This is a genomic window from candidate division WWE3 bacterium (assembly GCA_026396615.1).
Lineage (GTDB): Bacteria > Patescibacteriota > WWE3 > JAPLWK01 > JAPLWK01 > JAPLWK01.
In genome coordinates this window covers 115613-140780 of record JAPLWK010000008.1, presented here as the reverse complement: position 1 = coordinate 140780, position 25168 = coordinate 115613, and the positions used below count along the sequence as shown (strand labels likewise).

Below are 25168 nucleotides of genomic sequence, written 5' to 3'. Positions count from 1 at the left end.
AACTCCGCCCATTCATCACTTTGGCAAATGTGCTTTGACATAAACCCCTCGATTATAACGCAATTGAGGACGAGGCATGCCTCGTCCCTACACGTATCTCAGGAGGCCTCCTTCAGATTTGGAACGTTCGCTTCGCTCACTACCAATTTGAGGCAAATTGTAGGGACGACCCATGGGTCGTCCTCGGTCCGATACAACAAAAACGAGCCGACAGTGAGGTTTGAAAACCAGACTCTGTCGGCTCGTGCGGTTACGGAATCGTTAACTCATTCTATGGTACGGATGTTCCAAGATTTCGGCGTCTCTGCGTTGTGATCTTCCCAAAGCTTTTTTTCCTGACAAATAACACAACCGTCTGCTGGGTACACTTGGTCATATCCGCATACCGGGCAGGTAGTCTTCGACAACTCCCTGTCGCAGTATTCATGAGGAAGATTTGGGTTAATACTGTACTTACAGTAAGTGCAAATCTTCCGGCCGGTTAACCGAGAAACAGAATCCTGCATAAGATAGCAAAGCTCCATCCTCAATGATTTAGACAAATCGGCGTATGCCCAAAAATCAATTGCCGCAAGAACGCGCTTTCGAGTTAGAGGAACATACAAACCGATCTTCAAAAATGTCAGCAGTACGAACTCAACAAACTTCCAAAACGCGTACCCTATTTGCTTTTTCACTTAATTTTCTCCTATTTGTCTTGTATTCTTACGACTTTGGTTCTTCGAGGGGGATGTCCGAAGTGTCTTTATAACCCCCACTCACAACGATTTCTAAGCTAATCGTCGCGTGCATGCAATGCCAGCCGCCACATTGCGGGTGGTCGCAAAGCAAGTCAACGTCTTCGTTAAGAAGAGAGGACAAACTCGTTAACGTTTCGTGATCGGCGCCGCAGCGTGGGCAACGCCACTTGATGAGAATTTGACCGTCCGACTTCAAAGTTAGCAACGAACTTTCGTTGCTGTCCTGTGACATCTCGTCCGGTATCGTTATACCTGTTGACATGGCTCCCTCCTTTTGGGGACCAGAAATCTGTAACTAACTTATTTGTCCTTATATTATAGCCCAAAACCAAGGAAAAGTCAAATACTATCGGGTAACTGGTGGGGAATTGGGTTGTGTGAGTCGCCGAAGGCGCAGCATGCTGCGCCCCTACGCGGAATCTTCAGAAGGCCTTCTACAGATTATTGTAGGGGCTGAGCATGCTCAGCCCTCGTTCCGATTTCGATATCAAAAAGTTTTAACCATTCCGAAAGAGTCAACGTCTCTGCTCGGCGCATCGGATCAATATCTAAGGACGTTAATAAATCTTTATTAAACACTTTGTTCAGCATCTTGCGAGGATTACTAAAACCTTTGTGCAAAAACTTAGAGAAAGCGACCGGGTCAACCGAAGAGACGACCGGATGCGGAACGATTTTCAAGATCGCACTGTCGACACCCGGCACCGGATTGAAAGAATTCCGATCAATGGTTCGAACTATCTCGGCTTGACCCCACAGACTCACAAAAGTCGACAAATAATTTGCTTTTGGCGGCTTAGCGGTTAGTCTTTCCGCCATTTCTTTTTGGACCACGAAGATGACCGGATAATTATATTTTAAAGCCAGGTGTATTAAAGGCGAAGTGATTTGGTAGGGAATGGAGCCCACGATTTTAGTAATCCCCAGAGATTTGACGTGGTCATAATCTTCTAGAAAGCGTAAAATATCGGCCGGAACAATGTCAACATTGGAAAATTGCTCTAAGTTTGAGGTCAACTCTGGAATCAAGTCTTCATCAAATTCGACCGCGTATACTTTAGCTGCTCGACCGGCCAGCTCAGTAGTGACGGCCCCGGAACCGGCTCCTACCTCCAGGAGAACGTCGTTTGACCGGACATCAATCGCATCTAGCAGGTCCCAAATTACTAAGTTATCAATTAAAAAGTTTTGGCCCAGTGATTTTTTTAATGGCATCTTGACAATTTTATCACTCTTACGCTATTATTGCTAAGCAATATGACTCCTGATTTAAGCGATCGCCAATCTCAACTTCTAAAAGCCATTATCGAAGAGTACATCGAATCCAGCGAACCGGTCGGTTCTCAAAATCTGGTCGAGAAAACCCAAATGAAAGTGAGCCCCGCTACCGTTCGTAACGAAATGGTATCTCTCAGCGAAAAAGGCTATCTTAGCCAGCCGCACTCTTCAGCCGGCCGCGCCCCCACTAGCCTTGGTTGGCGCTACTACTTAGAACATCTAGTCACTAAAGAAGAATTGCCTATTCTGCAAGAAGTGGCTCTAAAGCAACGCCTGTGGCAGGAGCGGGAAGAGGCCGTTAAACTCTTTTACACCGCCTCTCACGCCCTGGCCGATACCACTCAAAGTCTGGGTGTGGTAGTCACGACTAACGGCTATATTTTCCATTCCGGGGCCGATCATCTTCTCGAAAACGCCGAGTTTTTTGACATCGATGTCGCCCAGGCCGCTTTACGTCTCATGAATAAATCAGAATCACTACTTAAAATTGTAAATATGGGCAAAGATAATCCAGAGGTGAGAGTGTATTTTGGCTCCGAAATCGGTGAAGAAAAACTGGCCGCTTGCAGCTTAGTGGTCGCCAATTTTAAAAATGGTAAATTTGAAGGCGTGGCCGGGATTTTAGGACCGAGTCGGATGCACTATAATCAAATCATTCCGGCCGTTCGCCACATTAACAATTTGCTAAGCGACTTGGGAGGAGCCTGGTAGTCTTATGTCACTGGAAGATCGCTGTAATGAACTAGAAAATAATTGGAAGCGGGCTGTCGCTGATTATCGCAATTTGGAAAGACGAACGCTGGAAGAGCGTCAAGCTTTCGCGTCCATGGCCAATACTTTTTTGCTTTCGGAATTGCTGCCGGTTTTGGATGCGGTGGAAGCCGCCGCGAATCATGTAAAAGATGAGGGATTAACGTTAGCCACCAAGAAATTTGTCGACGTTTTAAAAGATTTTGGTGTTGCCGAAATGGAAAGCCTGGGAAAAAAGTTTGATGCTGCTACAATGGAAGCCTTGGAAATGGTTGATGGCCCCGAAAATGAAGTTGTGGCAATTGGGTCCAAGGGTTATTTAATTGGTGATAAAATATTAAGAGCCGCTAAAGTTAAGGTTGGAAATACTAAAGGAGGTATTTAAAATTATGTCTAAAATTCTTGGGATCGATCTCGGAACCACTAACTCCTGCATGGCTGTGATGGAAGGGGGCACCCCCAAAGTTATCCACAACGCCGAAGGCGGCAATACTACACCATCGGTAGTGACGGTTGATAAGAACGTCGTTGGTGTTCCTGCTAAACGGCAGCAAATTGTGAATCCTAAAAATACCGTTTTTTCTATAAAACGATTAATGGGGAAAAAATATTCAGACCCGGTTGTTCAAGAGTTAGCTAAAACTTACCCTTATAAGATTGTGGAAGGGGTTAACGGCCTGGCGGTCGTTGAAATCGAAGGGAAGACTTATACTCCGCAAGAAATCTCCGCTCAGATTCTCGCTAAAATGAAAGCCGACGCAGAAGCCTTTTTGGGGCAAAAGATTACCGAAGCCGTGATTACCGTGCCCGCTTATTTTGATGACAGCCAACGCAATGCTACCAAAGAAGCCGGTCAGATTGCCGGTTTTGACGTCAAGCGAATTATTAACGAACCAACCGCTTCCGCTTTAGCCTATGGTTTAGACAAGAAGAAAAGCGAAAAGATCGCCGTTTATGATTTAGGCGGCGGCACTTTTGATATCTCGATTTTAGAAATTGGCGATGGTGTGTTTGAAGTTAAAGCGACCAATGGTAATACCCGCCTCGGCGGTGACGATTTTGATCAACGGATTATTAAGTGGCTGATTGATACTTTTAAGCAAGAGCAGGGCGTTGATTTAAGTAGTGACCGTCAAGCCTTGCAACGCCTAAAAGACGCCGCCGAACGGGCCAAAATTGAGCTTTCCGCAAGTTTAGAAACCGAAATTAACATTCCCTTTATTACCGCTGATGCGACAGGCCCAAAGCATTTGAGCGTTAAAATTAGCCGTTCCAAACTGGAACAACTGGTCGCCGACTTAATCGATGCCACCATGGAACCAACTAAAAAAGCTTTGAGTGATGCCGGTCTCACTGTAAATGACATCAATGAAGTCGTTTTGGTTGGCGGAATGACGAGAATGCCTAAGGTCGTGGAGACCGTCAAGGCATACTTCGGTAAAGAACCCAACAAGAGCGTCAATCCCGATGAAGTCGTCGCCGTCGGGGCTGCTATTCAGGGCGGAGTTCTTGGTGGCGATGTGAAAGACATTCTGCTTTTAGATGTCACGCCTTTGACATTGGGTATTGAAACGCTGGGTGGCATTTCGACACCACTTATTAAGAGAAATACGACCATTCCAACTTCCGCTAACCAAGTCTTCAGCACCGCTGCTGATAATCAGACCTCAGTCGAAGTCAACGTGTTGCAAGGCGAGCGGGAATTCGCGGCCGACAATAAATCACTAGGTAGATTTATGCTAGACGGAATTCCAACCGCGCCAAGAGGAGTGCCGCAAGTCGAGGTGACTTTTGACGTTGATGCTAACGGCATTTTAAACGTGACCGCTAAAGATAAAGCCACTAATAAATCTCAAAAAATCACTGTTCAAGGTGGCACTGGGCTCGACAAAAAAGAAGTGGAACGGATGGTTAGCGAAGCCGCCGCCCACGCCGCTGAGGACGCTGCTAAAAAAGAGCAAGCCGAAGCCCGCAATCAAGCCGACAACCTCTGCTATACTGCCGAAAAATCCCTGCGGGACGCGGGAGACAAGGTCGCGGCCGATGTGAAGAAAGACATTGAAGATAAAGTTAAATCTCTGCGAGAAATCTTAAATACTGCGTCCGTCGCTGACCTAAAAGCCAAGACCCAAGAATTATCTCTCGCCGTCCAAAAAATCGGCGAAGCGATGTATGGTTCGAAAGGCTCACCACAAGCCGGCGACAAAGGTCCACAAACTCCTCCGCCAGCTGGTGGACAACCAGGACCACAGGGAACAGGTGAAGTTAAAGAAGGCGAGGTGGTTTCATGAATCAGGAGGAAATAACAATTAAAATAGGTAAATCTTACTCAGGATTTACCTATTCAGGAATGCCGACTAGTCAATCATTTTCAATAGTTGTAGGATCGTACAATCTTGCACTATTTTACCCACTAGAGACTAAAACTATCTATGTGGCTAATTCAAAATTTGATATACTTAAGGTAACACCAGAAGAAATTACTTTAAGGAAAGTTTAACGTGAGGGACTATGAAATCAATTGAGCAGGTGTGTTATTTATTATGAAGATCCCAGTAATTTCAATTATTATCTTTACAATTACTTACACGGCGATTGTATTTGTTGCTATATTTGCAAATAACCGGCTTAATCTGGGAATCCCCGCAGCATTACTGCCATTGTTAATTCTTCCTATTAGCCTCTATGTCTTCTTAAAGACACTCAAAAGAAAGTAATCATCAGACCCATACGTTTTCTGCCAAAGAATGCTAATATTCAACTGCTATGTCAACTAAAAGAGACTATTATGAAGTTTTGGGAGTGCCTAAGGGATCATCGGAAGACGACTTAAAAAAGGCTTTTCGTGAGGCGGCCCGGAAACATCATCCGGATATAGATAAGACCGCCGGCGCCGAGGAGCGCTTTAAAGAAATCAATGAAGCCTACCAGGTCCTTTCCAATCCCGAAAAGCGCAAGGCCTACGACCAGTTTGGCCACGACGCCTTTGGCGCGGGGACCGGCGCGGGAGCCGGGAATGGTGGTAATCCCTTTGCCGGCGGCGGACCGTTTAGCTACACGTATTCAACAAATGGTGAAGGCATTGATTTAGGGGATCTATTTGGGCAAGGGGGCATGGGTGATATTTTTGAATCTTTCTTTGGTGGCGGCTACGGTCGCAGTCGCAAGGGTCGCGACAAACATTATCAAATTGGAATTAATTTCCTAGCCGCTGCCTACGGAGACGAACAAGACATAAACTTTGAAGGTAAAAAACTGAAAATTAAAATTCCAGCCGGTATTTATGATGGGGCCCAAATGAAGTTTACCGGCGAAGGAGAAGCCGGACCGGCGGGGACGCCGGCTGGAGATTTGCTGCTAACGATTCGTGTCGTTCCTGACGCCAGATTCTCTAGGGAACGAGATGACCTGTACACTTTAAAGACCATCAGCTTTACGACTGCCGCTTTAGGCGGTGAAGTCGAAGTCCCAGCTTTAAGCGACCGCAAAGAAGTTGGGGTTGAAAATATAAAACTAAAAATCCCCAGTGGTACTCAGTTTGGAACGGACTTTAGAGTTAAGGGCCGAGGTTTAACTCATTTACATGGAAGAGGCCGCGGTGACCTTTTTGTTCGCATCCTCGTCGAAATACCTAAAAAACTAAGCCGCGATGAGAAAAGAATATTAGAGGAACTTCAAAAACAAACCCACTAGTCATTCCGGGCTTGACCCGGAATCCAGTAAATATACAATAAATTTTTAATTTATAATTTTGATCTGTTACTAGATTCCGGCTCCGGGGCCGGAATGACATGTGTATTTATGGTTGCATTCTACTATAATAGGGTCGATGCCACTACCAACCACCGACTTTTCATCCAGTAAACAGCACCCCGTTCCCCAGAACATCATGAGTGTGGAATTTAAGTTGATTGGCTCGATGACAGTCCGCCAATTCGTATATGCCGCGACAGGGGTAGTTGGTGCCTATGCAGTGTACTCTTCACATCTGGTATTTATTTTTAAGTGGCCGCTTGTTGCTCTTATTAGTTTGGGAGGCTTGGCTTTTGCGTTCGTGCCTTTTGAAAATCGGGGTCTGGATGTTTGGATTCGTAATTTTTGGAAAGCAATAAGTAGTCCGACCTTGCGGGCCTGGAAAAAAGAGCCACTGGCGCCTAAATTTCTACTGGCTGATTACGCCTCCGCCCTTAAAAATGAAGCGCTAATAATTGCTCCCGCCAACTCTCGGGCCCGTTTAATGACTTATCTGGGAGCAGCCCAAAGTAATAAACCTAAAAATAAATTCGATCTCGCCGAAGAACTTTACTTAGAACATTTAAATTTTAATGTTTCAGTACCCGGTAATTTAACAACGACCGCTCCGACGACAACCACAACGACTATTGAAACCCCACCGGAAGTGACCGTAACTCCCGAAGGTAATGCCGGTCGCGCCTTAAAGATTGAAGATACCCAAACTCAAATGAATATTCCGGCTAAAAGTGTTTATGGTGCGTCCCTTCCTAATAATGACGAGGTTACAACTAAACCCCAGGAGGCCAGTATTACCGAACAAGTCACAAATTTAGAAAAATTGGTGACTAAAATTAGGGAAAAACGGGGTTTTAACAGTCCCGTTCAAATGCCAACGATGGTGCCGGCCCCAAAAACGGTCGATGAAGTCCCGCCACTCCTAACCGCGGAACTTAAAAAACTGGAAATGGAGACTAAGGCTGCCGAAGCGGCGGAATTAAAGGTTAAAGAAGACGAGAAAACTAAAAAAAAACAAATCGCAGCCGAATTTGAAGAAATGAAACAAAACCTAGCCGCTTTAAGAACCAACCCACCGATCAATACACCTATAACACCTATCAAACCTATCGTACCTATTCAACCTACAATGGGTAATGCCGCCCAGGAAATATTGGAAGAGCCAAAAATCGACAAAAGCCGCTCTCTCACTGCCAGCCCTAATGTAATAAATGGCGTTGTTAAAGATAGTTTGGGAAAACTGATTCAAGGCGTTATTATTATCGTTAAAGATGACACCGGCGACCCCTTAAGAGCCCTTAAAACCAATGATTTAGGAGAATTCGTAGTCTCCACCCCGCTCCCTAACGGCAAATATCGGGTCACCGCGAGCCTCCCGGGGAGCAAGTTTGCTACAATGGAAGTAATTGCTGATGGGAGGCTCTTACCAACGTTAAACTTCGTCAGCAAGCCTAATCTATGAAATATAACACTCCCATAAATGCTTCCACTCAGCAACACATTGATATCGCGGATATTAAGAATGATACTTTGATTCTAAAAACCGGCGGGGCGGCCATAGTGATTCAAACCACCGCCGTTAACTTTGACCTCCTTTCTGAACGCGAGCAAGATAGTATGATTGCCGCTTACGCCGGTCTATTAAATTCTCTATCTTTCCCGATTCAAATCGTGATTCGCAGTAAAAGAATGGACGTATCTAATTATTTGGAGATACTCACAAAAGCGGAAGAGGGCCAGGCTAATGAAAAGTTACGAGGCCAGGTAATTGGGTATCGAAAATTTATTGAAGAATTAATTACCCAAAATGATGTCTTAGATAAAAAATTCTACGTGATTATTCCTTACGGAATTGTCACGTCGGCGACAGGGAGTGGCCCCTTCGATTGGCTGCTAAACTTATTTGGCGTCACCACTAAAAGAGTTTATGTAGATACCGAATATATTTTAAAGAAGTCGGTTAGCCAATTAATCCCCAAAAGAGATCATATTATTAAAGAATTTTCTAAAATGGGGGTTAAAGCTCGGCAATTAAACACCGAAGAATTGGTGTCGCTTTTTTATGATATTTATAACCCCGCCAGTTCCAGGGAGCAGAAAATAAAGGATACCAGTGAATATACCGCCCCCATTGTGGAGCCGATGATTGCTTAATTTATGGCCTTATACTTAAATTTTAGAGATTTATTACCGGGGAAGAAAAAAACACCAGCCGCCGCTCCCGAAACCCCGACGGATAATCCGGCTCAAACTTTGGCCGCCGGCATGGTTAATGTAGCCGACATTATTGCTCCCTCAGCCATCGAGGTAGACTTTGATCATTTAAAAATCGGAACCACTTTTTTTAGGACCCTCTTTGTTTCCGGCTACCCCAGATTCGTCGGCGCCAACTGGCTATCACCATTAATTACTTTTGATCATACCTTAGACATTTCCATGTTTTATTATCCGGTTCAAGCCCAAGGAGTTTTAGATGATTTACGGCATAAAATTGCCGAAATGGAGGCAACATTAGCTTCCGATAGCGAGCATGGTAAAGTGGTGGATCCAACAGTGCGGGCCGCTTTGGAGGACGCTAAATCGCTGCAAGATCAATTAGTAAAAGGAGCGGAACGCTTTTTCCAATTCTCCTTATATATTACGATTCCGGCCACTAACCTGGATGAATTAAATGCTGTCACTAAGCGGGTCGAAGGGACACTAGGCTCGATCATGATTATTTCTAAACACGCCACTTTACAAATGGAACAGGCTTTTCAAACCACCACGCCGACTTGTTTAGACAAGATTTTAGTGACCAGGAACATGGACACGACCTCTTTGGCAACGACGTTTCCCTTTACCTCATCAGAATTAACCAGCAACGAAGGAATTCTATATGGTATTAATAAACATAACGGTTCTTTAGTTATTTTTGACCGCTTTACTTTGGAAAACGCTAACTCGGTGGTTTTTGCCAAGGCCGGGGCCGGAAAGTCTTACTTTGTGAAATTAGAGGCTTTACGCTCCTTAATGTTTGGAACTGACGTGATTGTACTAGATCCGGAAAATGAGTACGACCGCTTATGTGAAGCGGTTGGCGGCGAGTACATCGAATTTTCCTCAAGCTCTCAATCTAAAATAAATCCTTTTGATCTGGCTGGCGTCACAGGTAGTGGTGAGAATGAACTAGGTTTAAAAATCTTAAGTCTGCACTCGCTTTTTAAAATAATTTACGGCACAATTAGTAACACTGAGGAGGCCATTTTGGATCGCGCTTTGGTGGCTACCTACAAGCTAAAGGGCATTACTCCCGATCCCGAAACCCAGCGCACCCAAGAGCCGCCATTGATGGAAGATCTTTATAAAGTGTTGCTGGGCATGGAAGAAGTCGAGGCCAAAGGTTTGGCGACCAGACTCGAAAGATATATTAAGGGCAGTATGGCCGGGATTTTTGATCACCATAGTAATTTAAATTTAGATAACAGCTTTACGGTCTTTTCAACCAAGCAACTGGAGGATGTGCTGCGGCCCATTGCCATGTTTATTATCCTTGATTACATTTGGACTAAAGTAAAACGAGAAATGAAGAAACGGATTTTAATTGTGGATGAAGCTTGGTATATGATGCAAAGCCCCGATAGCGCCAGTTTCCTATACTCCATGGCCAAGCGTTGCCGCAAATATTTCTTGGGACTAACCACAATTACTCAAAATGTCGGCGACTTTTTAGGAACCGACTTTGGCCAAGCCATTATTTCCAACTCTTCACTGCAAATACTGCTAAAGCAAAGTCCTTCAGAAATCGACAAATTGGGCGACGTTTTCTACTTGTCTGACGGGGAAAAAAGATTATTACTCTCCGCTGGCATTGGAGAGGGTCTGTTCTTTGCCGGCGCTAATCACGTCGCCATCCAAGTCGTCGCCTCGCCTGAAGAGCATAAATTAATTACCACTAAGCCTTCCGAGGTTTTAAAAATTAAAGAAGACGCTAAAACTGAGGAACTTAAAGAAAATCTAACATCGGGGTCAAGTGGCGTAACAGAGGTTAACATTCCATAATACTTTATGAAAAAATTCGTCGTTGCTAACTGGAAAGCTAATAAAAATATTAAAGAAACTCGGGAATTCTTGGTGGAATTTAATAATCAAATACTCCCGGAAAATGTGGTCGTCATTTTCTGCCCATCACTACCGCTTCTAAAAGCCTTTGAAGGAGTGCCTTACTTTTTAGGGGCTCAGGATGTTTCGGCCTTTCCGACCGGACCCCATACCGGTGAAGTAGCGGCCAGCCAAGTTGCTGAAATGGTTGACTATGCGTTGATCGGGCATAGTGAACGGCGGACTGAGTTTAAAGAAAGTGATGAGGTTATAGTTGCTAAAATCGGTCAAGCTTTTGCCTGTAATATTATGCCGATTGTTTGCGTATCCAATCTAAACCAAGTGCAAATTCTCGCTGATGCCGGTTTTAAAGCCGATGATTTACTCCTTGCGTATGAACCACTGGACGCTATTAGTACCGGTAAAGTTGGTAAAGCAGAAGATGTTAAAGAGGTTTTAGCATTCATTAAAGAGGTGCAGACAATTCTTCCGGACGTTCCCGTGCTTTACGGGGGCAGTGTAAACAGTAAAAATGCCGCCGTTTACGCCAAGTCTTCTGAGATTTGGGGGGTCCTCGTTGGTAACGCCTCGCGAGAACCGGAAGAACTTTTTAAAATTATCCAAGCGTACGCTTAAAAATTATGCAATACGTTGATCTGGCTCCCAGAGTTTCTAAGAGGAAAAATAAGAATGCGACGATTATTTTTACGATTCTTTTTTTAGTCGTCATGGGAATCATTGGGGCCGGAATCTTTGGTATCGCTAAAGTCACTAAACTTAATCCCATCGAGATTTACACCCAAATCACGCACCCCACCCCTCTTAAAGAATCTGACGGCGTAACCAACATTTTAATTTTAGGAACCGACACTCGCGATCAAAAAAGCGCTATTCAAAGTGGCACCCTCACCGATACGATTTTAGTGTTATCAATAAACCAGACGACCAAAAAGGTTTTAATGGTCTCCGTTCCTCGTGATTTATACATTCCTTCTTTTAGAATGAAAATAAATAGCATTTATCATTTAAACGGCGATGACATTAAAAATACGGAAGCGGCCGTTACCGAAGTTACCGGACTCCCGATTCATTACCATGTTTTAATTGGCTTTGACGCCTTTACTCGCGCAATTGACATCGTAGGCGGAGTGGATATCGTTGTTCCTGCGGCTTACGAGGATTTTGACTACCCAGTAACCGGCATGGAAAACGCTACTTGTGGCTTGGATGTGAATAAAGAGACTGAGGACGCGCTAGCAAATGGAGAAGATCCCGCCTTCCGCTTTCGTTGCCGCTTTAAACACCTAAAATACGTTCCCGGGCCCTTGCATTTGGACGGTGCCCAGGCTTTAGAATTTGCCCGCAGCCGCCATGGAGTTGGAACACTAGGCACTGACTTTGGTCGGGCACGTAGGCAGCAACTAATTATTGAGGGCGTTAAAGAAAAACTGCTATCCTCGCAAACGCTTTTAAACATTAGTAAACTGCAGGAGCTTTATAACAATTTTAAAACGGCGGTCGACACCAACTTTGATATTTCCGAGATTCCGGAAGCTTTGGTAGCTACTCAAAAACTTAAAGTGGTAAAGCCGGTCAGTTTGGTCTTAAGTTCTTGGGCGGGTCAAGAAGACGGTGGTGGGATTTTAGTGGACGGTCACGATGATGTTTATGGCTATATTGCTATCCCCAGAAAAGGTAACGGCGTTTTTAGTGAGATTCAAAGTTTAATTAGGGAAAAAATGACTGCGCCCGATGTCATCCCCAACGCCTCTCCCTCTGCCACTACAAACTTCTAACCCCAAGTTGCTGCAAGGTTTTTTGGCAAATGCCTAAAGCTGTTTTGGCATCGGTGCCAGCTGCGGCCGCGGAAATGGCGTCGTTAACGGCGGCCACCGCAAAGTCATTACCGGCCCGGTCGGAGACAGCGCCGGTAACCGCGGATTCCGCCCCGGAAATATAGGGGCTTAAATTCTTGTCAGACAATAAACTGTCACGTAAATCACGGCGACTGTAAAGTTCACCGTAAGGCCGGATTTTGGCGGTTTCACTGTAGAACTGTTGCTGAGTACTTTTTTCGCTTAAATATTTTAGGAAATCCCAAGCTGCCGCACTATTTGGTGAAGACTTAGCGACACTCTCTACCCAAAAACTGGCCCAATTTACGGAGCTTTGCGATCCCGTTAAACTGGGCACTTGGGGAACCGGCGCCACGGCGTATTTAATAGAAGGATTAATGCCGGTAATATCCAGTAAAGTCCAAGAAGGCACAAAAATCATGCCCACCTTGCCGTTAGCAAACGAGGTCACCGAATAGGGAAGGTCACTATCCCAAACTTTATCCTGCTTGGCAAAATTAGTGTAAAAAGTGAGAGCATCGGAAGCCGCTTGCGTTCCCAAATCATCGGGAATTTTAAGGCTACTTTGGGCCCACATTAAATTTAGCAGATCACTGCCAAAAGCGACATTGCTGGAAAGACCGATGGCCGCCCCCGACTGATCGATTCGACCCCTGGCATCAAGTTTAGTAAGTTTCACAGCCACCGCTCGAAAATCTTCCCAAGTGGTCGGTGGGGAAGTAATCCCGGCCTCGGCAAACAGATCGGTGTTATAAACTAACGCCAAGCCGTCATACATTAACGGAATGCCGTAAATATTGGTGCCAATGGTTAAGGACTTAGCGGCCGCCGGGTAAAACGTCTGCGAAAAATCGGTGGGGCTATAAACCGTCGTGGGTAACGGTGATAAATTTTGGTACATACCGGGCACCCAAGAGGCGTGAATTCGTAGAATATCAGGAACGGTGCCGCTAGTGCCGCCTTTAAGACGAGTCAAAACCGTCTCCTTGTAACTGGCTAAAGTGGTATAGGTTTGCGGTGAATAATTAATAGTGACGTTAGGGTGCAGTTTTTGGTAACCGGCAATCAAGGGAGCGACTGTTTCCGGGTGCTCAAACAAGCCCCAATAAGTCAAAGTGACTTTGGCGGCAGCTCCGGGTAACTTAGAGTTACAGCCACCCAAACCAAAAGGCAGCGTCACCAGCAGCGCAGTGGATAGAAGTCGAGTCGCGGAGAATTTCATCGCCTCTTTATATTAGAAACAGCGACCCCTAAAGTCAACCAAAACAATAAAAGACCTTGGGGCGTCGTCCACAGATAGTGATCCCAAAAACCTAAGATTAAAAGTTGAGCTATTAATGCCGCAAAAAGATATCGCCGCGACTGTATAACAGTTATAAATATTATAAGAATTATAAATATTATAACTATTAAAGTTGGCACCCCCAGCTCTGACGCAATTAGCAGATAAATATTATGTACCGGCTGCCAAAACGGCGGAAAGCCGGGGTTATAAGGGAGACTAGGCAAGTACTTTATAAAATTATTAGGACCCAGCCCCAGGATTGGAAAGTTCTTAATGGCCGTCACAGCAGACTGAGCTAAGTGCAAACGACGTAGCCAAGAAAGGGTGTTTAAAACTAACGGATGAGTTACTAAATAAATCTCGAGTCCAATCACTAAAGTGACTAAACTGCCTAGCCAGACTAATTTAAACACTTTGGATGACGCTTTTAAAAATAGCAAAAATAATACTCCGAGTAGGGCTGTCAAAATAGCCATTTCTGAGTGAGTTATAAAAATTATAGAAGCTATAAATATTATAAAAACTATATAGCCCCACTTATGAGTTTTTAAGAAAAGCCAACTTACAAAAGTTACTCCTAGTGCCAAGAAACCGCCGAAAATATTAGGGTGTGGAAAAGGGCCGTAGGGAAGTATTCGGGAGACACTTCCAAAAAAGTCGGTAGTAATACCATAAGTATTTTTAAGTAAATTTGTCTCCCCAAAACAAAAGTAACCACACAAACTGCGCTGGAAAATAAATTGGTACAAACCCAAAAGTGCCGTCACAACTAGCAGTGCCACTAAGGTCGTCATGATAGCCTTAAGGTCCCGCGGCGTGATTTGAATGTTAGTGACCACAACAAAGAGATTAAGCATTAAAAATAGCTGTAAGGTCTTCGTTAAACTAGCAACAGTAGGGTTAAGTAAATAGGAAAATATGACTAGTACTATAAAAATTATAGCCAGTATAAAAAGTAATCGTCGAATCCTTAGAGCGGTGTAAATCTTAGAAGATGTCTGAAATATATTGGTAACCGCTTCTTTAAGATTAACGCTAATAAAAAACAGAGTTGTTAAGTAACTAAAATAGAAAGTAGGAATTAAGTAATCAACTAAAGTTCCAGAAACGTAGGAGCCACTATTTATATAATGTTTTCCCCAGTTAACTATTATCCCAAATAATAACAGAACAAAAGATATCGACTTGAGGTTATGAACAACCCACTGTAATGGTTTTAACTGTTTATATTTAGTCGTCTTAGTATTAGGTGGTGTTAACATGTTGATCAACATAAAAGCGGCCTTTTGTAACTTGTTATTTAATGTTTTTTGTTTGTTCATATGTCTATACTTTTGATACCTACTACTTTTGACCACACTTAAGCTTGTAGGAACACTCGAATCAATTGTTGATAACTATAAACTTATGTAGATAACTTTGTGGACAAGTTAGACTTTTATCCACAAGGCCTGGAGTGTAATTGTTGATTATCCACATTAACGTATGTTTGTTTTATCCGAGGACGAGGCATGCCTCGTCCTCAACCCGATTCGATATTCGAATAAATTCAAATACCCTTTCGGATTAATTCGGATCTGCAGCCTACAATAAACCTTGCTTAATATTAATAATATCTTGATTCATTTTGGTATCGGTTTTAACCGCTAACGCTATTTTATCCGTGGCGTGAATGACTGTGCTGTGATCACGACCGCCAAAGATTTCGCCGAGGGTAATGACCGGCATTTGAGTTAAAGAGCGAACCAGGTACATGGCAATTTGCCGAGGCACGACGACTTCGGCTTGGCGTCTGGGCCCTTTAAGATCCACTAATTTAACGTTGTAATAACTGGCGACGGCTTTGATGATGTCGGTAGAAGTATAATTTTTGCGTTGCTCGCGGGCTACTTGCCCCAAGATTTCAGCCGCTTGGTCAATCGTCACCGCTGATCCTGAAGCTTGACCGACTGCACTGACCTTAAGCAAAGCCCCTTCCAGTTCCCGCACATTACTAAGAACTCGTTCGGCGATAAAATCAGTCACCTCATTGGTAATTGGTAATTTTAATTGGTCACGTTTTTGACGCAGAATAGCCGAGCGCATGTCTAAATCGGGGGCTTGCATATCGGCCGTCATGCCACTTAAGAAACGGGACGAGAGGCGTTCTTCGAGGCGAGCAATGTCTTTGGGAGGCCGATCGGACGTTAAAATAATCTGCTTATGATTTAAATAAAGAGCGTTAAAAGTGTGGAAGAACTCTTCCTGGGTCGTCTCCCTACCAGCAATGAACTGGACGTCATCTATGAGTAAAGCATCAACATTGCGATATTTATCTCTAAATTTAGAAACGCTACTATATTGTCTTTTTGAATTTTGAATCGCTTCTACCATCTCATTGGTAAATGATTCTCCGGTGGTGTAAACCACTCGGCCACCCTTTTTGTTTTTTAAAATCTCGTTGCCAATTGCTTGCATCAAATGCGTTTTTCCCAAGCCAACGCCGGAATAAATGAAGAAGGGATTGTAGACGGTACCGGGGTTGTCGGCAATAGCATGAGCAACGGCCGAAGCCAAGCGGTTGTTAGGACCCACTACAAAGCTATCAAAGGTGTAGCTTGTGGAGAGATTACTATTTAAAGTGAATACCGGGTCGTGGGCTTTTTCTTTGGCAATTTGATCAAGTAGTGGTGCTTCTGTGACCGCTTTTTTAGCAGCTTCTTCCACAGTCATTACAATTTTAGTGTTGCTTTGGGTTAACTTATCCGCCACACTTTTAATAATTCCCAAGTATTTATTTTCAATTTGAAAGCGAGCCTGCTCGCTGGCACAGGTAACGTTAAGCACGCCATTTTCATAGTTAATTAACTTTGTTTTAGTTAAGAAAGCTTTAAAGAAGCTACTGGTGATTTCCTTTTCTATCTCACTTAAAATGTTTTTCCAAAGAATGTCTGTTGGCATGTGGGTAAGTTTGGGGCAGTTGTTTATAAATCGTAGTTAGTTATCAACAAGCCGTCAAGAGGCTCTTTAGTTGTTGCTATTTGGTTTATTTTTAAGTAAGATGCATTCGTTATGGCTACAAAGAGAACTTTTCAACCGAAGAAAAAACACCGCGTTAAAGTGCACGGTTTCATGAAGAGAATGTCAACCCCAACAGGACGTAGGGTTTTAAAATCTCGCCGGGCCAAGGGGCGCAAAGTTTTAACGCCGCAGTTAACTCAGAAAGCGTAAATAATAGTGCTGCCTGCTAAATATAGACTCACTTCAGATTACGATTTTCGTCGCGTTAAACGCTTAGGAAAAGGGGTTGCAACACCTCTGTTTGGCTTGTCGTACGTGGCCGCTAAGACGCAAGGAGTAACGCGTCTTGGGATTATTGTCACTAATTCTCTTGACAAGCGGGCGGTCTATCGTAATCGCGTCCGGCGGATGTTTAGGGATGCCTGGCACGAAAATTTAGAATCTTTTAAAATGGGTTATGACGTGGTAATCGTCGCTTTTAAACGGTCGTTAACTAGCAATTATGACGAAATTCGCACAAGCCTTAATTCGGCTTTATCAAAAACTCCTCTCCTTTGATCACGGAATTCCTCACAAACTGTTTCCGGGGATTCATTTCTGCCGCTTTACTCCCAGTTGCTCGCAGTACAGCTATGAAGCCATCGGTAAATATGGTATTCTGCGAGGGTCTTTAATGGGCATGTACCGGATTCTCCGTTGCAACCCGTTTAGTCGCGGTGGCTTCGATCCGGTTAAATAATTTATTATGCTTGCTAACATTTGGAATCAAGGTTTAGTTTTTCCCTTAACCAACGCTCTGGTTTTTTTATACAACTCTTTAGGCAGTAATTTAGGCTTGGCTATAATCGCCATCACTATAATTATTAAAGTCGTTACTTTGCCTTTGTCGCTGCCGATGCTAAAATCCGCTAAAAAACAGCGAGAATTAGCTCCGGAACTCGCCGCCATTAAAGAGAAATTTAAGGACGATAAAAAAGCCCAAATGGAGGCTCAGGCCAAGTTTCTAAAAGAGCATGGTCTTAATCCTTCGTCCGGCTGCATTATGCAAATTGTTACTTTAGTGATTGTTTTTGCTTTGTATCAAGTTTTTCTAAAGGTTCTAGGTAACAATGCCGGCCAAACCTTAAATTCAGTACTGTACCCGTTCCTGCAATTTGCCGGTGGCCACGTTTTAAACACCCGTTTCTTGTATCTTGATTTAATTAAGCCCGATCAATTTTTTATTCTTCCGATTATCGCCGCCGCTACTCAATTTTTACTTTCCAAAATGATGATGCCGCAAGTTACCAAAGAAGAAAAATTAGCCAAGAAAACCGCTGGAAAAAGCGACGATATCATGTATAATATCCAAGAACAATCGTTATACATTATGCCGGTGATGACGGTTTTGATTGGTTGGAAGCTGGCTTCGGGTTTAACGATGTACTGGTTTTTGTCGTCGTTACTGCAATTGATTCAACAAGTAGTGGTTGATGGGCACGCCAAGCGCTGGTTGGTGAAAATAAAAAAATATGCCGGAAAAAATTGAAACTTTACAAAACTTAACTACCGAACTAATTGAGAAACTGGCGATGCCAGCCAAAGTCTCTGTCACTGAGGTTGAAGGAACACTTGGGGTGTCACTCGACGGAGAGAATCTCGGGATACTGATTGGTTATCACGGCGAAACTTTAGCTTCTTTGCAAACCTGGTTGGCTTTGGCTTTATACAATAAGTATGGCGAATGGGTTGATTTAAGGTTAGATATTTCGGGCTATGCTTCAGAGCGCGAAGCCAGACTGCGAGAGATTGCGACCAATGCCTGCGACCGAGCCCGCTTTTTAGATAAAGCCATTGATTTACCGCCGATGCCGCCTTTCGAAAGACGTTTAATTCATACTGTCATTGGCACAATGCCTGGGATGAAATCCGAATCTGCCGGCGAAGGTTACGAGAGACACATTGTCGTTTCTGTGGTCAAATAGAGTGAAATTTACCTGCCTCCAAGAAAATTTACGGGAAGGATTATCGACTGTTAGCAAAGCGGTGGCTACTAAAGGCAGTCTGCCAGTCCTTAGTCACGTCTTAATCACGACCGAGGACAATGGCCGCCTTAAACTCTCCGCCACCAATCTTGAAACCAGCATTATCACTTGGATCCCAGCTACTATTACCGAAGCGGGGGCTATTTCGGTGCCGGCTCGTCTTATCTCTGAGGTGGTTAGTAATTTACCAGCGACAGAAATAGAAGCCTTTTTGGAAAAAGAAATTTTCTATTTAAAAACGGCCGCCGGTAAGTCCAAATTTAACGGCCTCTCCGCTGAAGAGTTTCCCAGTCTGCCGGCCGTTCCGGCTGACCTTTCCTTAACCATTGATCCTAAAGCCTTTGCCAAAGCGGTTTCCGAAGTCGTTTTTGCGGCTTCCTCTGACGACGCTCGGCCCATTCTGGGCGGTATTCTTCTTAAAGCTGAGGGTAACGATTTGGTTCTGGTCGGCGTTGATGGCTTTCGACTCGCGGAGCGTCGTCTTTCGCTTCCTGAGCCAATAACTTTAGAACCGGTGGTTATTTCGGCTAAAGCTCTTTTGGAAGTCGCTCGTTTGGTTGGTTCCGGCACTTCACCTTTATCAATTTCGATTGAGCGTGAGGGAAATTTAGCCGCTTTTTCGGGAGAAAACTTCTTAATTATTACGAGGCTTCTCGAAGGCGAGTTTCCGGATTATTTGCGAATTATTCCCAAAGACTTTAAAACCAAGAGCACTTTTAGTAAAGAGGAATTCTTAAAAGCGGCTCGCTTAAGTAGCATTTTTGCTCGCGATGCCAGCAATATTATTAAAGTCCAATTAGACGGGAGTAAAAGCCAAATTACTTTGTCGGCGATTACCGCCGAAGTTGGGGAAAGCACCGTGGCTATTCCAGCAACCATTAGCGGCGACGATCTGATCATCTCTTTTAATGGCAAATATCTTCTAGATTTAATGAACAACACTAGTGGTGACAATATCATTTTAGAAACCACCGGGGCCCTCGCTCCAGGCCTCTGGCGCCTCGATGATCGAGTTGACTATCTACACCTAATAATGCCGGTTAAAGTGGCGTCATAAATAGATCTGGTAATTCTTGACTACGGTCAACGTACTCTGTAGCATAAACATTATGAAATCTCGTTTGTCTCTATCTTTAATCCTTTTAATCCTCATTAGCACTTTCAGCATTGGCTCTTTTATTTTAGCTAAACCTGTTAAAGCAGATGTACTAGACTTTGCTCTAACTACTGTAGGTTTAAAATCTCTTAATGATTTAAGGCATTTGGCAACAGATATGGACAAATGGACCAGTAATTTAGCCGTGGCTGGGGTAAACGCGGCTTCTCAGACGCTAATTTTTGGTAATTGTGATATGAGTGAGGTAACGGCTGCTTCTAAAGATCGCGCGTCTGCCACGGTTGAGGTAAGAAAATGCCTTACGAATTCTCCGCTTACAAATATGAAACCTCAGTCTTCACAAGTTATGCCTCCTAGTCTTTTAGGCGTGACTTATGCTGTAACCTCCGAAGCACCGAAACGAGTCGATTTACTGCCGGTAAACTTAGCTTTATATATTAATGACATTAAGAGAGATTCGCCATTAGTTCCCCAAAGTGCCTATGCTGCGGGTACTCTTGCAGATGGTATTTTTGGCACCACGGTGCTTGATTTATGGAAGGCATTCAGAAATTTAGCCTACCTACTATTTGTGATTATTCTAGTGGCCTTCGGTTTCATGGTGATGTTTCGACACGAGATTAAACCGCAAACGGTAATTACGGTTCAGGACGCTTTACCAAAAGTTGTTGTTTGTTTACTACTAATAACTTTTAGTTACCCAATCGCTGGTTTCGCTATAAAATTAATTCCAGTCTTAGGAGATTTTGTTGGTAAATTAGTTGTCGGTGGCGTTTTTTCTCAACCAGATATGGTAGATGTTCTCGTTCAACTTGTCGTTTCCGCCCTGGGCGTGGTTGCTTTATCCGCTGCTGGAGCTTCTGGTGTTGGAACTGGTGTTGCGCTTTTTGTATTATGCCTCCTTTTAGTTTTAGTCGTAACTTATATCTTAGCTTTAATTGCTGTTGGAATAAGCTATTTTACAAGGTTTGGTAGGATAATGCTGATGACAATCTTTGCTCCGCTGCAGTTTTTGGTAGGCGCTCTTCCGGGAAAAGACGAAATGATCACCAGTTGGTTTAAGTCCCTAATTGGTAATGTTCTTGCCATACCTGCTATGTGGCTTTTTGTATCCCTGGGAACCAACATTTTAATAAAAGGGCCTACAATTATGATAAATCAGATTGTAGGCGACTTAAATTCAACACCTTTTGCTTTTTTAGGATTAATTTTTAATTGGGTGATTGGACTATGGTTTGTGTGGACTGCCAGATCTATTCCTCAGAAGATAGAAGCCGCTTTGCAGGTGGGTGGTGGGTGGAGCCCGGGGAAGCCTGCGAAGCCGGCGGGTAAGAAATGATTTAAGGGCCTGAGGGCCCTTAATTTTTAGTTTTCGGTTCTCAGTTTTCGGTTTTCAGATATTAGTTTGCCAGTTTTCTGTTTACCGGTTATTTAGACCGACAAACTGAAAACCGATTAACTAAATGCTGACAACAGACAACCGAGAACTGATAACTAACTAATCGAACACTTGCCATAATCCCGATTCTGCGCTATTCTGAAGCCCTTATGGCTATTACTGAATTTTCTGCCGCTCTAAAACAAGTTTGTAGTGAACGAGGACTCTCCGAAGAGGCTGTGTTAGACACTATAAAAACCGCGATTGTGGCCGCTTATATGCGGGATTTTGGAGGGACTGAAGAAACTATTACGGCCGCGGTTGATGGCTTAACCGGAGAATTGCGGGTCTATAATGCCGGAGAAGACGTTACTCCCGCCGGTTTTGGCCGCATTGCCGCTCAAACAGCCAAACAAGTGATTCTTCAAAAGATTCGGGAAAGTGAAAAAGAAGCCATTATTAAAGAGTACACCGGTAAGATCGGTACTATTGCTTCCGGTCACGTCTTCCGTTTAGAGCGCGGTTTAGCCGTTATTAACCTTGGAAAAGTCCAAGGACTAATGCCGGGAGCGGAGCAGATTCCGACCGAAAACTTGCAACTTAATTTACGAACTCGGGTTTTAATTAAAGAAATTCGCGAAGGGGCCAGGGGCCCGGAAATTATAGTTTCCCGAAGCGATCCTAAATTTGTAAAAGAATTATTTGCTTTGGAAGTGCCAGAGATTGCTTCTGATACGGTCAAAATCGAAGCTATTAGCCGCGAGCCTGGCAGCCGCACTAAAATTGCCGTCTCTTCGACTGAAGAAAATGTTGATCCGATTGGCAGTTGCGTTGGTCAAAAAGGGACTCGAGTCCAGGCCGTCATTGCGGAGTTAGGGACCGAAAAGATTGATATCGTGGCTTACAACGATAATACCGATAAATTCATCGCCGCTTCTTTGTCGCCGGCCAAAGTTTTAGACGTTATTCTTAACAAATCTGCTAAAGAGGCCCGAGTGCTCGTACCGGAAGATCAACTGTCGTTAGCGATTGGCAAAGAAGGTCAAAACGTTCGCTTGGCAGCTAAACTGACCGGTTGGAAGATTGATATTAAAACTCCCGCTCAGTCAGCCGAAATGTCAAAACCGATCGAATCGATCTCCAAGTCAGACACTGGGGGTAGCCTCAAAGACGCCGGGTTGTCGACCAGAACAGTGTCATCCCTCAAGGCCGCTGGTATCACGTCATTAGAAGAACTGAAGGCGAAGACTTTGGATGAAGTTAAAGAATTAAAAGGCGTTGGCCCCAAAGCCATTACCGAAATCGCCAAGCTTTATGAGTAAGCCACCACAAACTCGCACTTGCGTGGGATGTTTTGGCAAGGCTCAACAAAAGAGCCTTTTTAAATTTGGGACGGGTCGACATGGTTATTTACACTTTGACGATAAATGCTGGGAAGTGGCTATTAAGAAAAATGCTTTAAATCGCGCTCTTCGGCGCAAAGTTACGGAAATAGAAAAAAATGACATCGAAAAAGCCTTTAGAGAAAAACTTACAGCAATTTAAACCGCCGGTGGTGACCATCATGGGTCACGTCGATCACGGTAAGACCTCGCTGCTTGATGCAATCCGCAAAACTAACGTAGTTGACAGCGAATTTGGGGGAATTACCCAGCACACCGCCGCCTACCAAATCACTTACAAGGATAAAAAGTTAACTTTTATTGATACCCCGGGACACGCCGCCTTTTCTGAAATGCGTTCTCGGGGTGGAAAAGTGGCCGATATTATCATCTTAGTCGTCGCGGCCTCGGAATCTGTGCAACCGCAAACCATCGAAGCAATTAGTCACGCTAAAGCGGCCGGCGTTCCGATCATCGTAGCCCTCAACAAAATTGATCTGCCAGGCGCTCGCGAGAATCTTAATAAAGTCACTCAGGACCTATCAAGCAGTGGAATTCAGCTGGAATCTTGGGGTGGCGACGTGGTTTCCGTCCCCGTGAGCGCTAAAACCGGTGAAGGACTGCCGGAACTACTTGACCTTATTCTGCTAGTCGCCGAAATGGCAGAATTACCATTTAAACCCGAAGCGCCGCTTAATGCTTCCGTCATCGAATCCCGCCTTGATCCTCGCAAAGGCCCTTTAGCTTCTATTATCGTTCGTGAAGGGACTTTAAAGGTTAGTGACAAGGTTTATTTGGGTGAAAAAGAGGAAAAAGTGCGGGCTTTACTTGACGATCACGGTCAAAACCTGACGGAGGTTAAGCCTGGAGATCCGGCGGTCATCTTGGGCCTAAGCACTCTGCCAGCCTTAGGGGCGGTCATAACCAGTGTTGCTGTCGCCGCTCCAGTCATTTCCAACAAGCCTCAACCGGTTGTTACAACTCAAGACGGGATTTTAATGCTAAACTTACTTCTCAAAAGTGACACCCAAGGGACCTTAGAAGCAATTCTGGGATCTTTTAAGAAGTTGGAGAAAGAAGATCGATGCATCGTGATTCTGCACAGCGGCATCGGCCCTATTAACGACTCTGATTTGCAAATGGCCCGGGCCGGCAACGCTTTAATAGTAACTTTTAACGTTAAAACTACTGATGATACCATTCGCCAATCGGCCGATCTGCACGTGAGTGTTAAGAATTACACTATTATTTACGAAATGCTGGAAGATATTGAAAAGATTCTGTCAGGTTTAGCGATAGTGGATACCGATATGGCTCGCGGCCGGGCCGAAGTAATTGCGCTGTTTCCACTGCCTTCCGGTGACGTTATTGCCGGTTCTAAAGTTACTAAGGGGCGCTTAAAAGTTGGCGAAAAAGTTAAAATAACTCGCGGCGACGTGCCCGAGGCTATTTATAACGGTCGCATTAAATCTCTAAAAGAAGGTAAAACCGAAGCCAGTATCATCACCGCCGGTAAAGAGTGTGGCATTTTATTGCATCCCCAGTTCTCAGATCTAAAAAAAGGCGACCTGTTGGAGATAGTTTAGTCTGTTACCATAACTTGCGTCACAGAATTACCAATTACCAATGACCAATTTTCAATCAATTACCAATGAGTTAACGATTAATTATTTGGTCATTAAAAAATTCGGAAATTGATTGGTTATTGGTAATTGTAAATTGGTAATTTGATTTACTGGATTCCGGGTCAAGCCCGGAATGACAAAGTTAAGACGTTGACAACCTCCTCTGAATGTCCTATAATATACATTACAACCCTGCTCTATGGCAGGTTTTTTGGTTATGACTTCCGACACCGAGAACAATCAACTAAAAACCCTTATCGCTGAAACTCAAAGCGTGGCCATTGTGGCTTCACCAAACGCTGGTCTTGATGGTCTGTACGCCGCTTTAGCCCTACGGGACTTACTCCTGTCACAGGGAAAAATGGTGGCTGTTTCCTTTCCCGGCCCGCTTCCCGAGGAAATAAAAGCGATGCCGGAAGCCTCGGAAATCTCGGATCATCTTACCGAAAGTACTTTAGTTTTAACCTTGGATACCGGTGGTAAAAAAGTGGAGAAATTAAGTTACTGGGCTGAGGGCAAGGCTTTTAATATTTCGATTCATCCGCTACCTCGTAACTTCGATCCTTTGGCTATCAAGTCAAACCTGCAGCAACGGCGCCTTGATTTGCTGATCATCCTCGGGGCCCGAAGGCTTGCGGACCTAGGAAACTTCTTTGAGCAGAACCGCCGAGAATTTGAAACCAGCGCTGTTTTAAATTTAGATTGGCACCTCGAAAACAGTCGCTTTGGAACGATTGATGTCATTGATGACCAATCTAAAAGCTTATGCGAAATGCTGTTTATAAAGCTTTCGCAGTGGAATTGGCGTCCTACTCCCAGTGCTGCCAAGTTTTTGGCTTTGGGCTTAACTTTAGCACTTAAAAACGCTTAAAACGCCCCTGTTGCGGTTTTTGGGAAGATTTG

Annotated in this window: 26 protein-coding genes; 21 read left to right on the top strand and 5 right to left on the bottom strand. The window is 44.1% G+C overall.

The features are described 5' to 3' along the window. Positions 1-266: 266 nt before the first annotated feature. On the bottom strand, positions 267-677 hold the full coding sequence (locus NT141_02300) for a hypothetical protein (GenBank protein ID MCX6783875.1): 411 nt from the start codon (positions 675-677) through the stop codon (positions 267-269). Positions 678-1181: 504 nt separating this feature from the next. After that, positions 1182-1955: a 16S rRNA (adenine(1518)-N(6)/adenine(1519)-N(6))-dimethyltransferase RsmA gene (rsmA, locus tag NT141_02295; protein MCX6783874.1), complete on the bottom strand. Its 774-nt coding sequence runs from the start codon at positions 1953-1955 to the stop codon at positions 1182-1184. A 42-nt stretch (positions 1956-1997) separates the two neighbouring features. On the opposite strand from rsmA, the gene NT141_02290 reads away from it, so the two are divergent. The 10 genes from NT141_02290 (at position 1998) to NT141_02245 (ending at position 12394) form a co-directional block, all read left to right on the top strand. Further along, positions 1998-2729: a hypothetical protein gene (locus NT141_02290; GenBank protein ID MCX6783873.1), complete on the top strand. Its 732-nt coding sequence runs from the start codon at positions 1998-2000 to the stop codon at positions 2727-2729. Positions 2730-2733: 4 nt separating this feature from the next. Next, entirely contained in the window at positions 2734-3153 is a 420-nt protein-coding gene (locus NT141_02285; protein MCX6783872.1) for a nucleotide exchange factor GrpE, read from the top strand. A gap of 4 nt (positions 3154-3157) precedes the next feature. After that, positions 3158-5059 carry a molecular chaperone DnaK gene (gene dnaK, locus NT141_02280; GenBank protein MCX6783871.1) on the top strand — a complete coding sequence of 634 codons (1902 nt, stop codon included), beginning with the start codon at positions 3158-3160 and terminating at the stop codon, positions 5057-5059. Continuing rightward, positions 5056-5268 (top strand): hypothetical protein, encoded by a 213-nt coding sequence (locus tag NT141_02275; GenBank protein ID MCX6783870.1) that lies wholly within the window; start codon positions 5056-5058, stop codon positions 5266-5268. Before dnaK ends, NT141_02275 begins: the two co-directional genes overlap by 4 nt. 266 nt (positions 5269-5534) lie before the next feature. Then, the gene (locus NT141_02270; GenBank protein MCX6783869.1) at positions 5535-6461 is read left to right on the top strand and encodes a DnaJ domain-containing protein; all 927 of its coding nucleotides are present in this window, start codon (positions 5535-5537) and stop codon (positions 6459-6461) included. Positions 6462-6597: 136 nt separating this feature from the next. After that, entirely contained in the window at positions 6598-7980 is a 1383-nt protein-coding gene (locus tag NT141_02265) for a carboxypeptidase regulatory-like domain-containing protein (GenBank protein ID MCX6783868.1), read from the top strand. Further along, positions 7977-8672 carry a hypothetical protein gene (locus NT141_02260; protein ID MCX6783867.1) on the top strand — a complete coding sequence of 232 codons (696 nt, stop codon included), beginning with the start codon at positions 7977-7979 and terminating at the stop codon, positions 8670-8672. Before NT141_02265 ends, NT141_02260 begins: the two co-directional genes overlap by 4 nt. Before the next feature lie 3 nt (positions 8673-8675). Continuing rightward, the gene (locus NT141_02255; GenBank protein ID MCX6783866.1) at positions 8676-10559 is read left to right on the top strand and encodes an ATP-binding protein; all 1884 of its coding nucleotides are present in this window, start codon (positions 8676-8678) and stop codon (positions 10557-10559) included. 6 nt (positions 10560-10565) lie between these two features. Then, a complete protein-coding gene (locus NT141_02250; GenBank protein ID MCX6783865.1) occupies positions 10566-11234 on the top strand; it encodes a triose-phosphate isomerase in 669 nt (222 codons plus the stop codon). Between the two features lie 5 nt (positions 11235-11239). After that, positions 11240-12394 (top strand): LCP family protein, encoded by a 1155-nt coding sequence (locus tag NT141_02245; protein ID MCX6783864.1) that lies wholly within the window; start codon positions 11240-11242, stop codon positions 12392-12394. Here the strand turns inward: NT141_02245 and NT141_02240 are convergent. The 3 genes from NT141_02240 to dnaA all read right to left on the bottom strand — a co-directional run bounded on the left by NT141_02240 (position 12381) and on the right by dnaA (position 16679). Further along, positions 12381-13676 carry an extracellular solute-binding protein gene (locus NT141_02240; GenBank protein MCX6783863.1) on the bottom strand — a complete coding sequence of 432 codons (1296 nt, stop codon included), beginning with the start codon at positions 13674-13676 and terminating at the stop codon, positions 12381-12383. The two genes, NT141_02245 and NT141_02240, sit on opposite strands and share 14 nt — an antisense overlap. Then, on the bottom strand, positions 13673-15061 hold the full coding sequence (locus NT141_02235; protein MCX6783862.1) for an O-antigen ligase family protein: 1389 nt from the start codon (positions 15059-15061) through the stop codon (positions 13673-13675). Before NT141_02235 ends, NT141_02240 begins: the two co-directional genes overlap by 4 nt. Before the next feature lie 262 nt (positions 15062-15323). Continuing rightward, positions 15324-16679: a chromosomal replication initiator protein DnaA gene (gene dnaA, locus NT141_02230; protein ID MCX6783861.1), complete on the bottom strand. Its 1356-nt coding sequence runs from the start codon at positions 16677-16679 to the stop codon at positions 15324-15326. 111 nt (positions 16680-16790) lie between these two features. Between dnaA and rpmH the strand changes: the two genes are divergently transcribed. The 11 genes from rpmH to NT141_02175 all read left to right on the top strand — a co-directional run bounded on the left by rpmH (position 16791) and on the right by NT141_02175 (position 25136). Next, on the top strand, positions 16791-16949 hold the full coding sequence (rpmH, locus tag NT141_02225) for a 50S ribosomal protein L34 (GenBank protein ID MCX6783860.1): 159 nt from the start codon (positions 16791-16793) through the stop codon (positions 16947-16949). Between the two features lie 6 nt (positions 16950-16955). Further along, on the top strand, positions 16956-17297 hold the full coding sequence (rnpA, locus tag NT141_02220) for a ribonuclease P protein component (protein MCX6783859.1): 342 nt from the start codon (positions 16956-16958) through the stop codon (positions 17295-17297). Beyond that, positions 17242-17478 (top strand): membrane protein insertion efficiency factor YidD, encoded by a 237-nt coding sequence (yidD, locus tag NT141_02215; protein ID MCX6783858.1) that lies wholly within the window; start codon positions 17242-17244, stop codon positions 17476-17478. The genes rnpA and yidD overlap by 56 nt, the downstream gene beginning before the upstream one ends. 6 nt (positions 17479-17484) lie before the next feature. Continuing rightward, the gene (locus NT141_02210; protein ID MCX6783857.1) at positions 17485-18267 is read left to right on the top strand and encodes a YidC/Oxa1 family membrane protein insertase; all 783 of its coding nucleotides are present in this window, start codon (positions 17485-17487) and stop codon (positions 18265-18267) included. Continuing rightward, positions 18251-18703: a KH domain-containing protein gene (locus tag NT141_02205; protein MCX6783856.1), complete on the top strand. Its 453-nt coding sequence runs from the start codon at positions 18251-18253 to the stop codon at positions 18701-18703. The genes NT141_02210 and NT141_02205 overlap by 17 nt, the downstream gene beginning before the upstream one ends. A gap of 1 nt (position 18704) precedes the next feature. Beyond that, complete coding sequence (gene dnaN / locus NT141_02200) at positions 18705-19820, top strand: DNA polymerase III subunit beta (GenBank protein ID MCX6783855.1); 1116 nt, start codon at positions 18705-18707, stop codon at positions 19818-19820. 52 nt (positions 19821-19872) lie between these two features. After that, the gene (locus NT141_02195) at positions 19873-21219 is read left to right on the top strand and encodes a hypothetical protein (protein ID MCX6783854.1); all 1347 of its coding nucleotides are present in this window, start codon (positions 19873-19875) and stop codon (positions 21217-21219) included. A gap of 209 nt (positions 21220-21428) precedes the next feature. Next, the gene (nusA, locus tag NT141_02190) at positions 21429-22580 is read left to right on the top strand and encodes a transcription termination factor NusA (protein ID MCX6783853.1); all 1152 of its coding nucleotides are present in this window, start codon (positions 21429-21431) and stop codon (positions 22578-22580) included. After that, positions 22573-22803, top strand: coding sequence for a YlxR family protein (locus NT141_02185; GenBank protein ID MCX6783852.1), 231 nt, complete (start codon positions 22573-22575; stop codon positions 22801-22803). The genes nusA and NT141_02185 overlap by 8 nt, the downstream gene beginning before the upstream one ends. Then, on the top strand, positions 22760-24226 hold the full coding sequence (gene infB / locus NT141_02180; protein ID MCX6783851.1) for a translation initiation factor IF-2: 1467 nt from the start codon (positions 22760-22762) through the stop codon (positions 24224-24226). Before NT141_02185 ends, infB begins: the two co-directional genes overlap by 44 nt. Positions 24227-24464: 238 nt before the next feature. Then, the gene (locus NT141_02175) at positions 24465-25136 is read left to right on the top strand and encodes a hypothetical protein (GenBank protein MCX6783850.1); all 672 of its coding nucleotides are present in this window, start codon (positions 24465-24467) and stop codon (positions 25134-25136) included. Positions 25137-25168 lie beyond the last annotated feature (32 nt).

Coding starts and splice junctions, on each gene's coding strand:
- rpmH (MCX6783860.1), top strand. CDS start 16,791: ATGGCTACAAAGAGAACTTTTCAACCGAAGAAAAAACACCGCGTTAAA.
- dnaK (MCX6783871.1), top strand. CDS start 3,158: ATGTCTAAAATTCTTGGGATCGATCTCGGAACCACTAACTCCTGCATG.
- NT141_02205 (MCX6783856.1), top strand. CDS start 18,251: ATGCCGGAAAAAATTGAAACTTTACAAAACTTAACTACCGAACTAATT.
- NT141_02250 (MCX6783865.1), top strand. CDS start 10,566: ATGAAAAAATTCGTCGTTGCTAACTGGAAAGCTAATAAAAATATTAAA.
- NT141_02255 (MCX6783866.1), top strand. CDS start 8,676: ATGGCCTTATACTTAAATTTTAGAGATTTATTACCGGGGAAGAAAAAA.
- rsmA (MCX6783874.1), bottom strand. CDS start 1,955: ATGCCATTAAAAAAATCACTGGGCCAAAACTTTTTAATTGATAACTTA.
- NT141_02245 (MCX6783864.1), top strand. CDS start 11,240: ATGCAATACGTTGATCTGGCTCCCAGAGTTTCTAAGAGGAAAAATAAG.
- infB (MCX6783851.1), top strand. CDS start 22,760: ATGACATCGAAAAAGCCTTTAGAGAAAAACTTACAGCAATTTAAACCG.
- NT141_02235 (MCX6783862.1), bottom strand. CDS start 15,061: ATGAACAAACAAAAAACATTAAATAACAAGTTACAAAAGGCCGCTTTT.
- NT141_02240 (MCX6783863.1), bottom strand. CDS start 13,676: ATGAAATTCTCCGCGACTCGACTTCTATCCACTGCGCTGCTGGTGACG.
- NT141_02185 (MCX6783852.1), top strand. CDS start 22,573: ATGAGTAAGCCACCACAAACTCGCACTTGCGTGGGATGTTTTGGCAAG.
- nusA (MCX6783853.1), top strand. CDS start 21,429: ATGGCTATTACTGAATTTTCTGCCGCTCTAAAACAAGTTTGTAGTGAA.
- NT141_02285 (MCX6783872.1), top strand. CDS start 2,734: ATGTCACTGGAAGATCGCTGTAATGAACTAGAAAATAATTGGAAGCGG.
- yidD (MCX6783858.1), top strand. CDS start 17,242: ATGACGAAATTCGCACAAGCCTTAATTCGGCTTTATCAAAAACTCCTC.
- NT141_02260 (MCX6783867.1), top strand. CDS start 7,977: ATGAAATATAACACTCCCATAAATGCTTCCACTCAGCAACACATTGAT.
- NT141_02175 (MCX6783850.1), top strand. CDS start 24,465: ATGGCAGGTTTTTTGGTTATGACTTCCGACACCGAGAACAATCAACTA.
- dnaA (MCX6783861.1), bottom strand. CDS start 16,679: ATGCCAACAGACATTCTTTGGAAAAACATTTTAAGTGAGATAGAAAAG.
- NT141_02210 (MCX6783857.1), top strand. CDS start 17,485: ATGCTTGCTAACATTTGGAATCAAGGTTTAGTTTTTCCCTTAACCAAC.
- NT141_02290 (MCX6783873.1), top strand. CDS start 1,998: ATGACTCCTGATTTAAGCGATCGCCAATCTCAACTTCTAAAAGCCATT.
- NT141_02270 (MCX6783869.1), top strand. CDS start 5,535: ATGTCAACTAAAAGAGACTATTATGAAGTTTTGGGAGTGCCTAAGGGA.
- NT141_02265 (MCX6783868.1), top strand. CDS start 6,598: ATGCCACTACCAACCACCGACTTTTCATCCAGTAAACAGCACCCCGTT.
- NT141_02195 (MCX6783854.1), top strand. CDS start 19,873: ATGAAATCTCGTTTGTCTCTATCTTTAATCCTTTTAATCCTCATTAGC.
- NT141_02275 (MCX6783870.1), top strand. CDS start 5,056: ATGAATCAGGAGGAAATAACAATTAAAATAGGTAAATCTTACTCAGGA.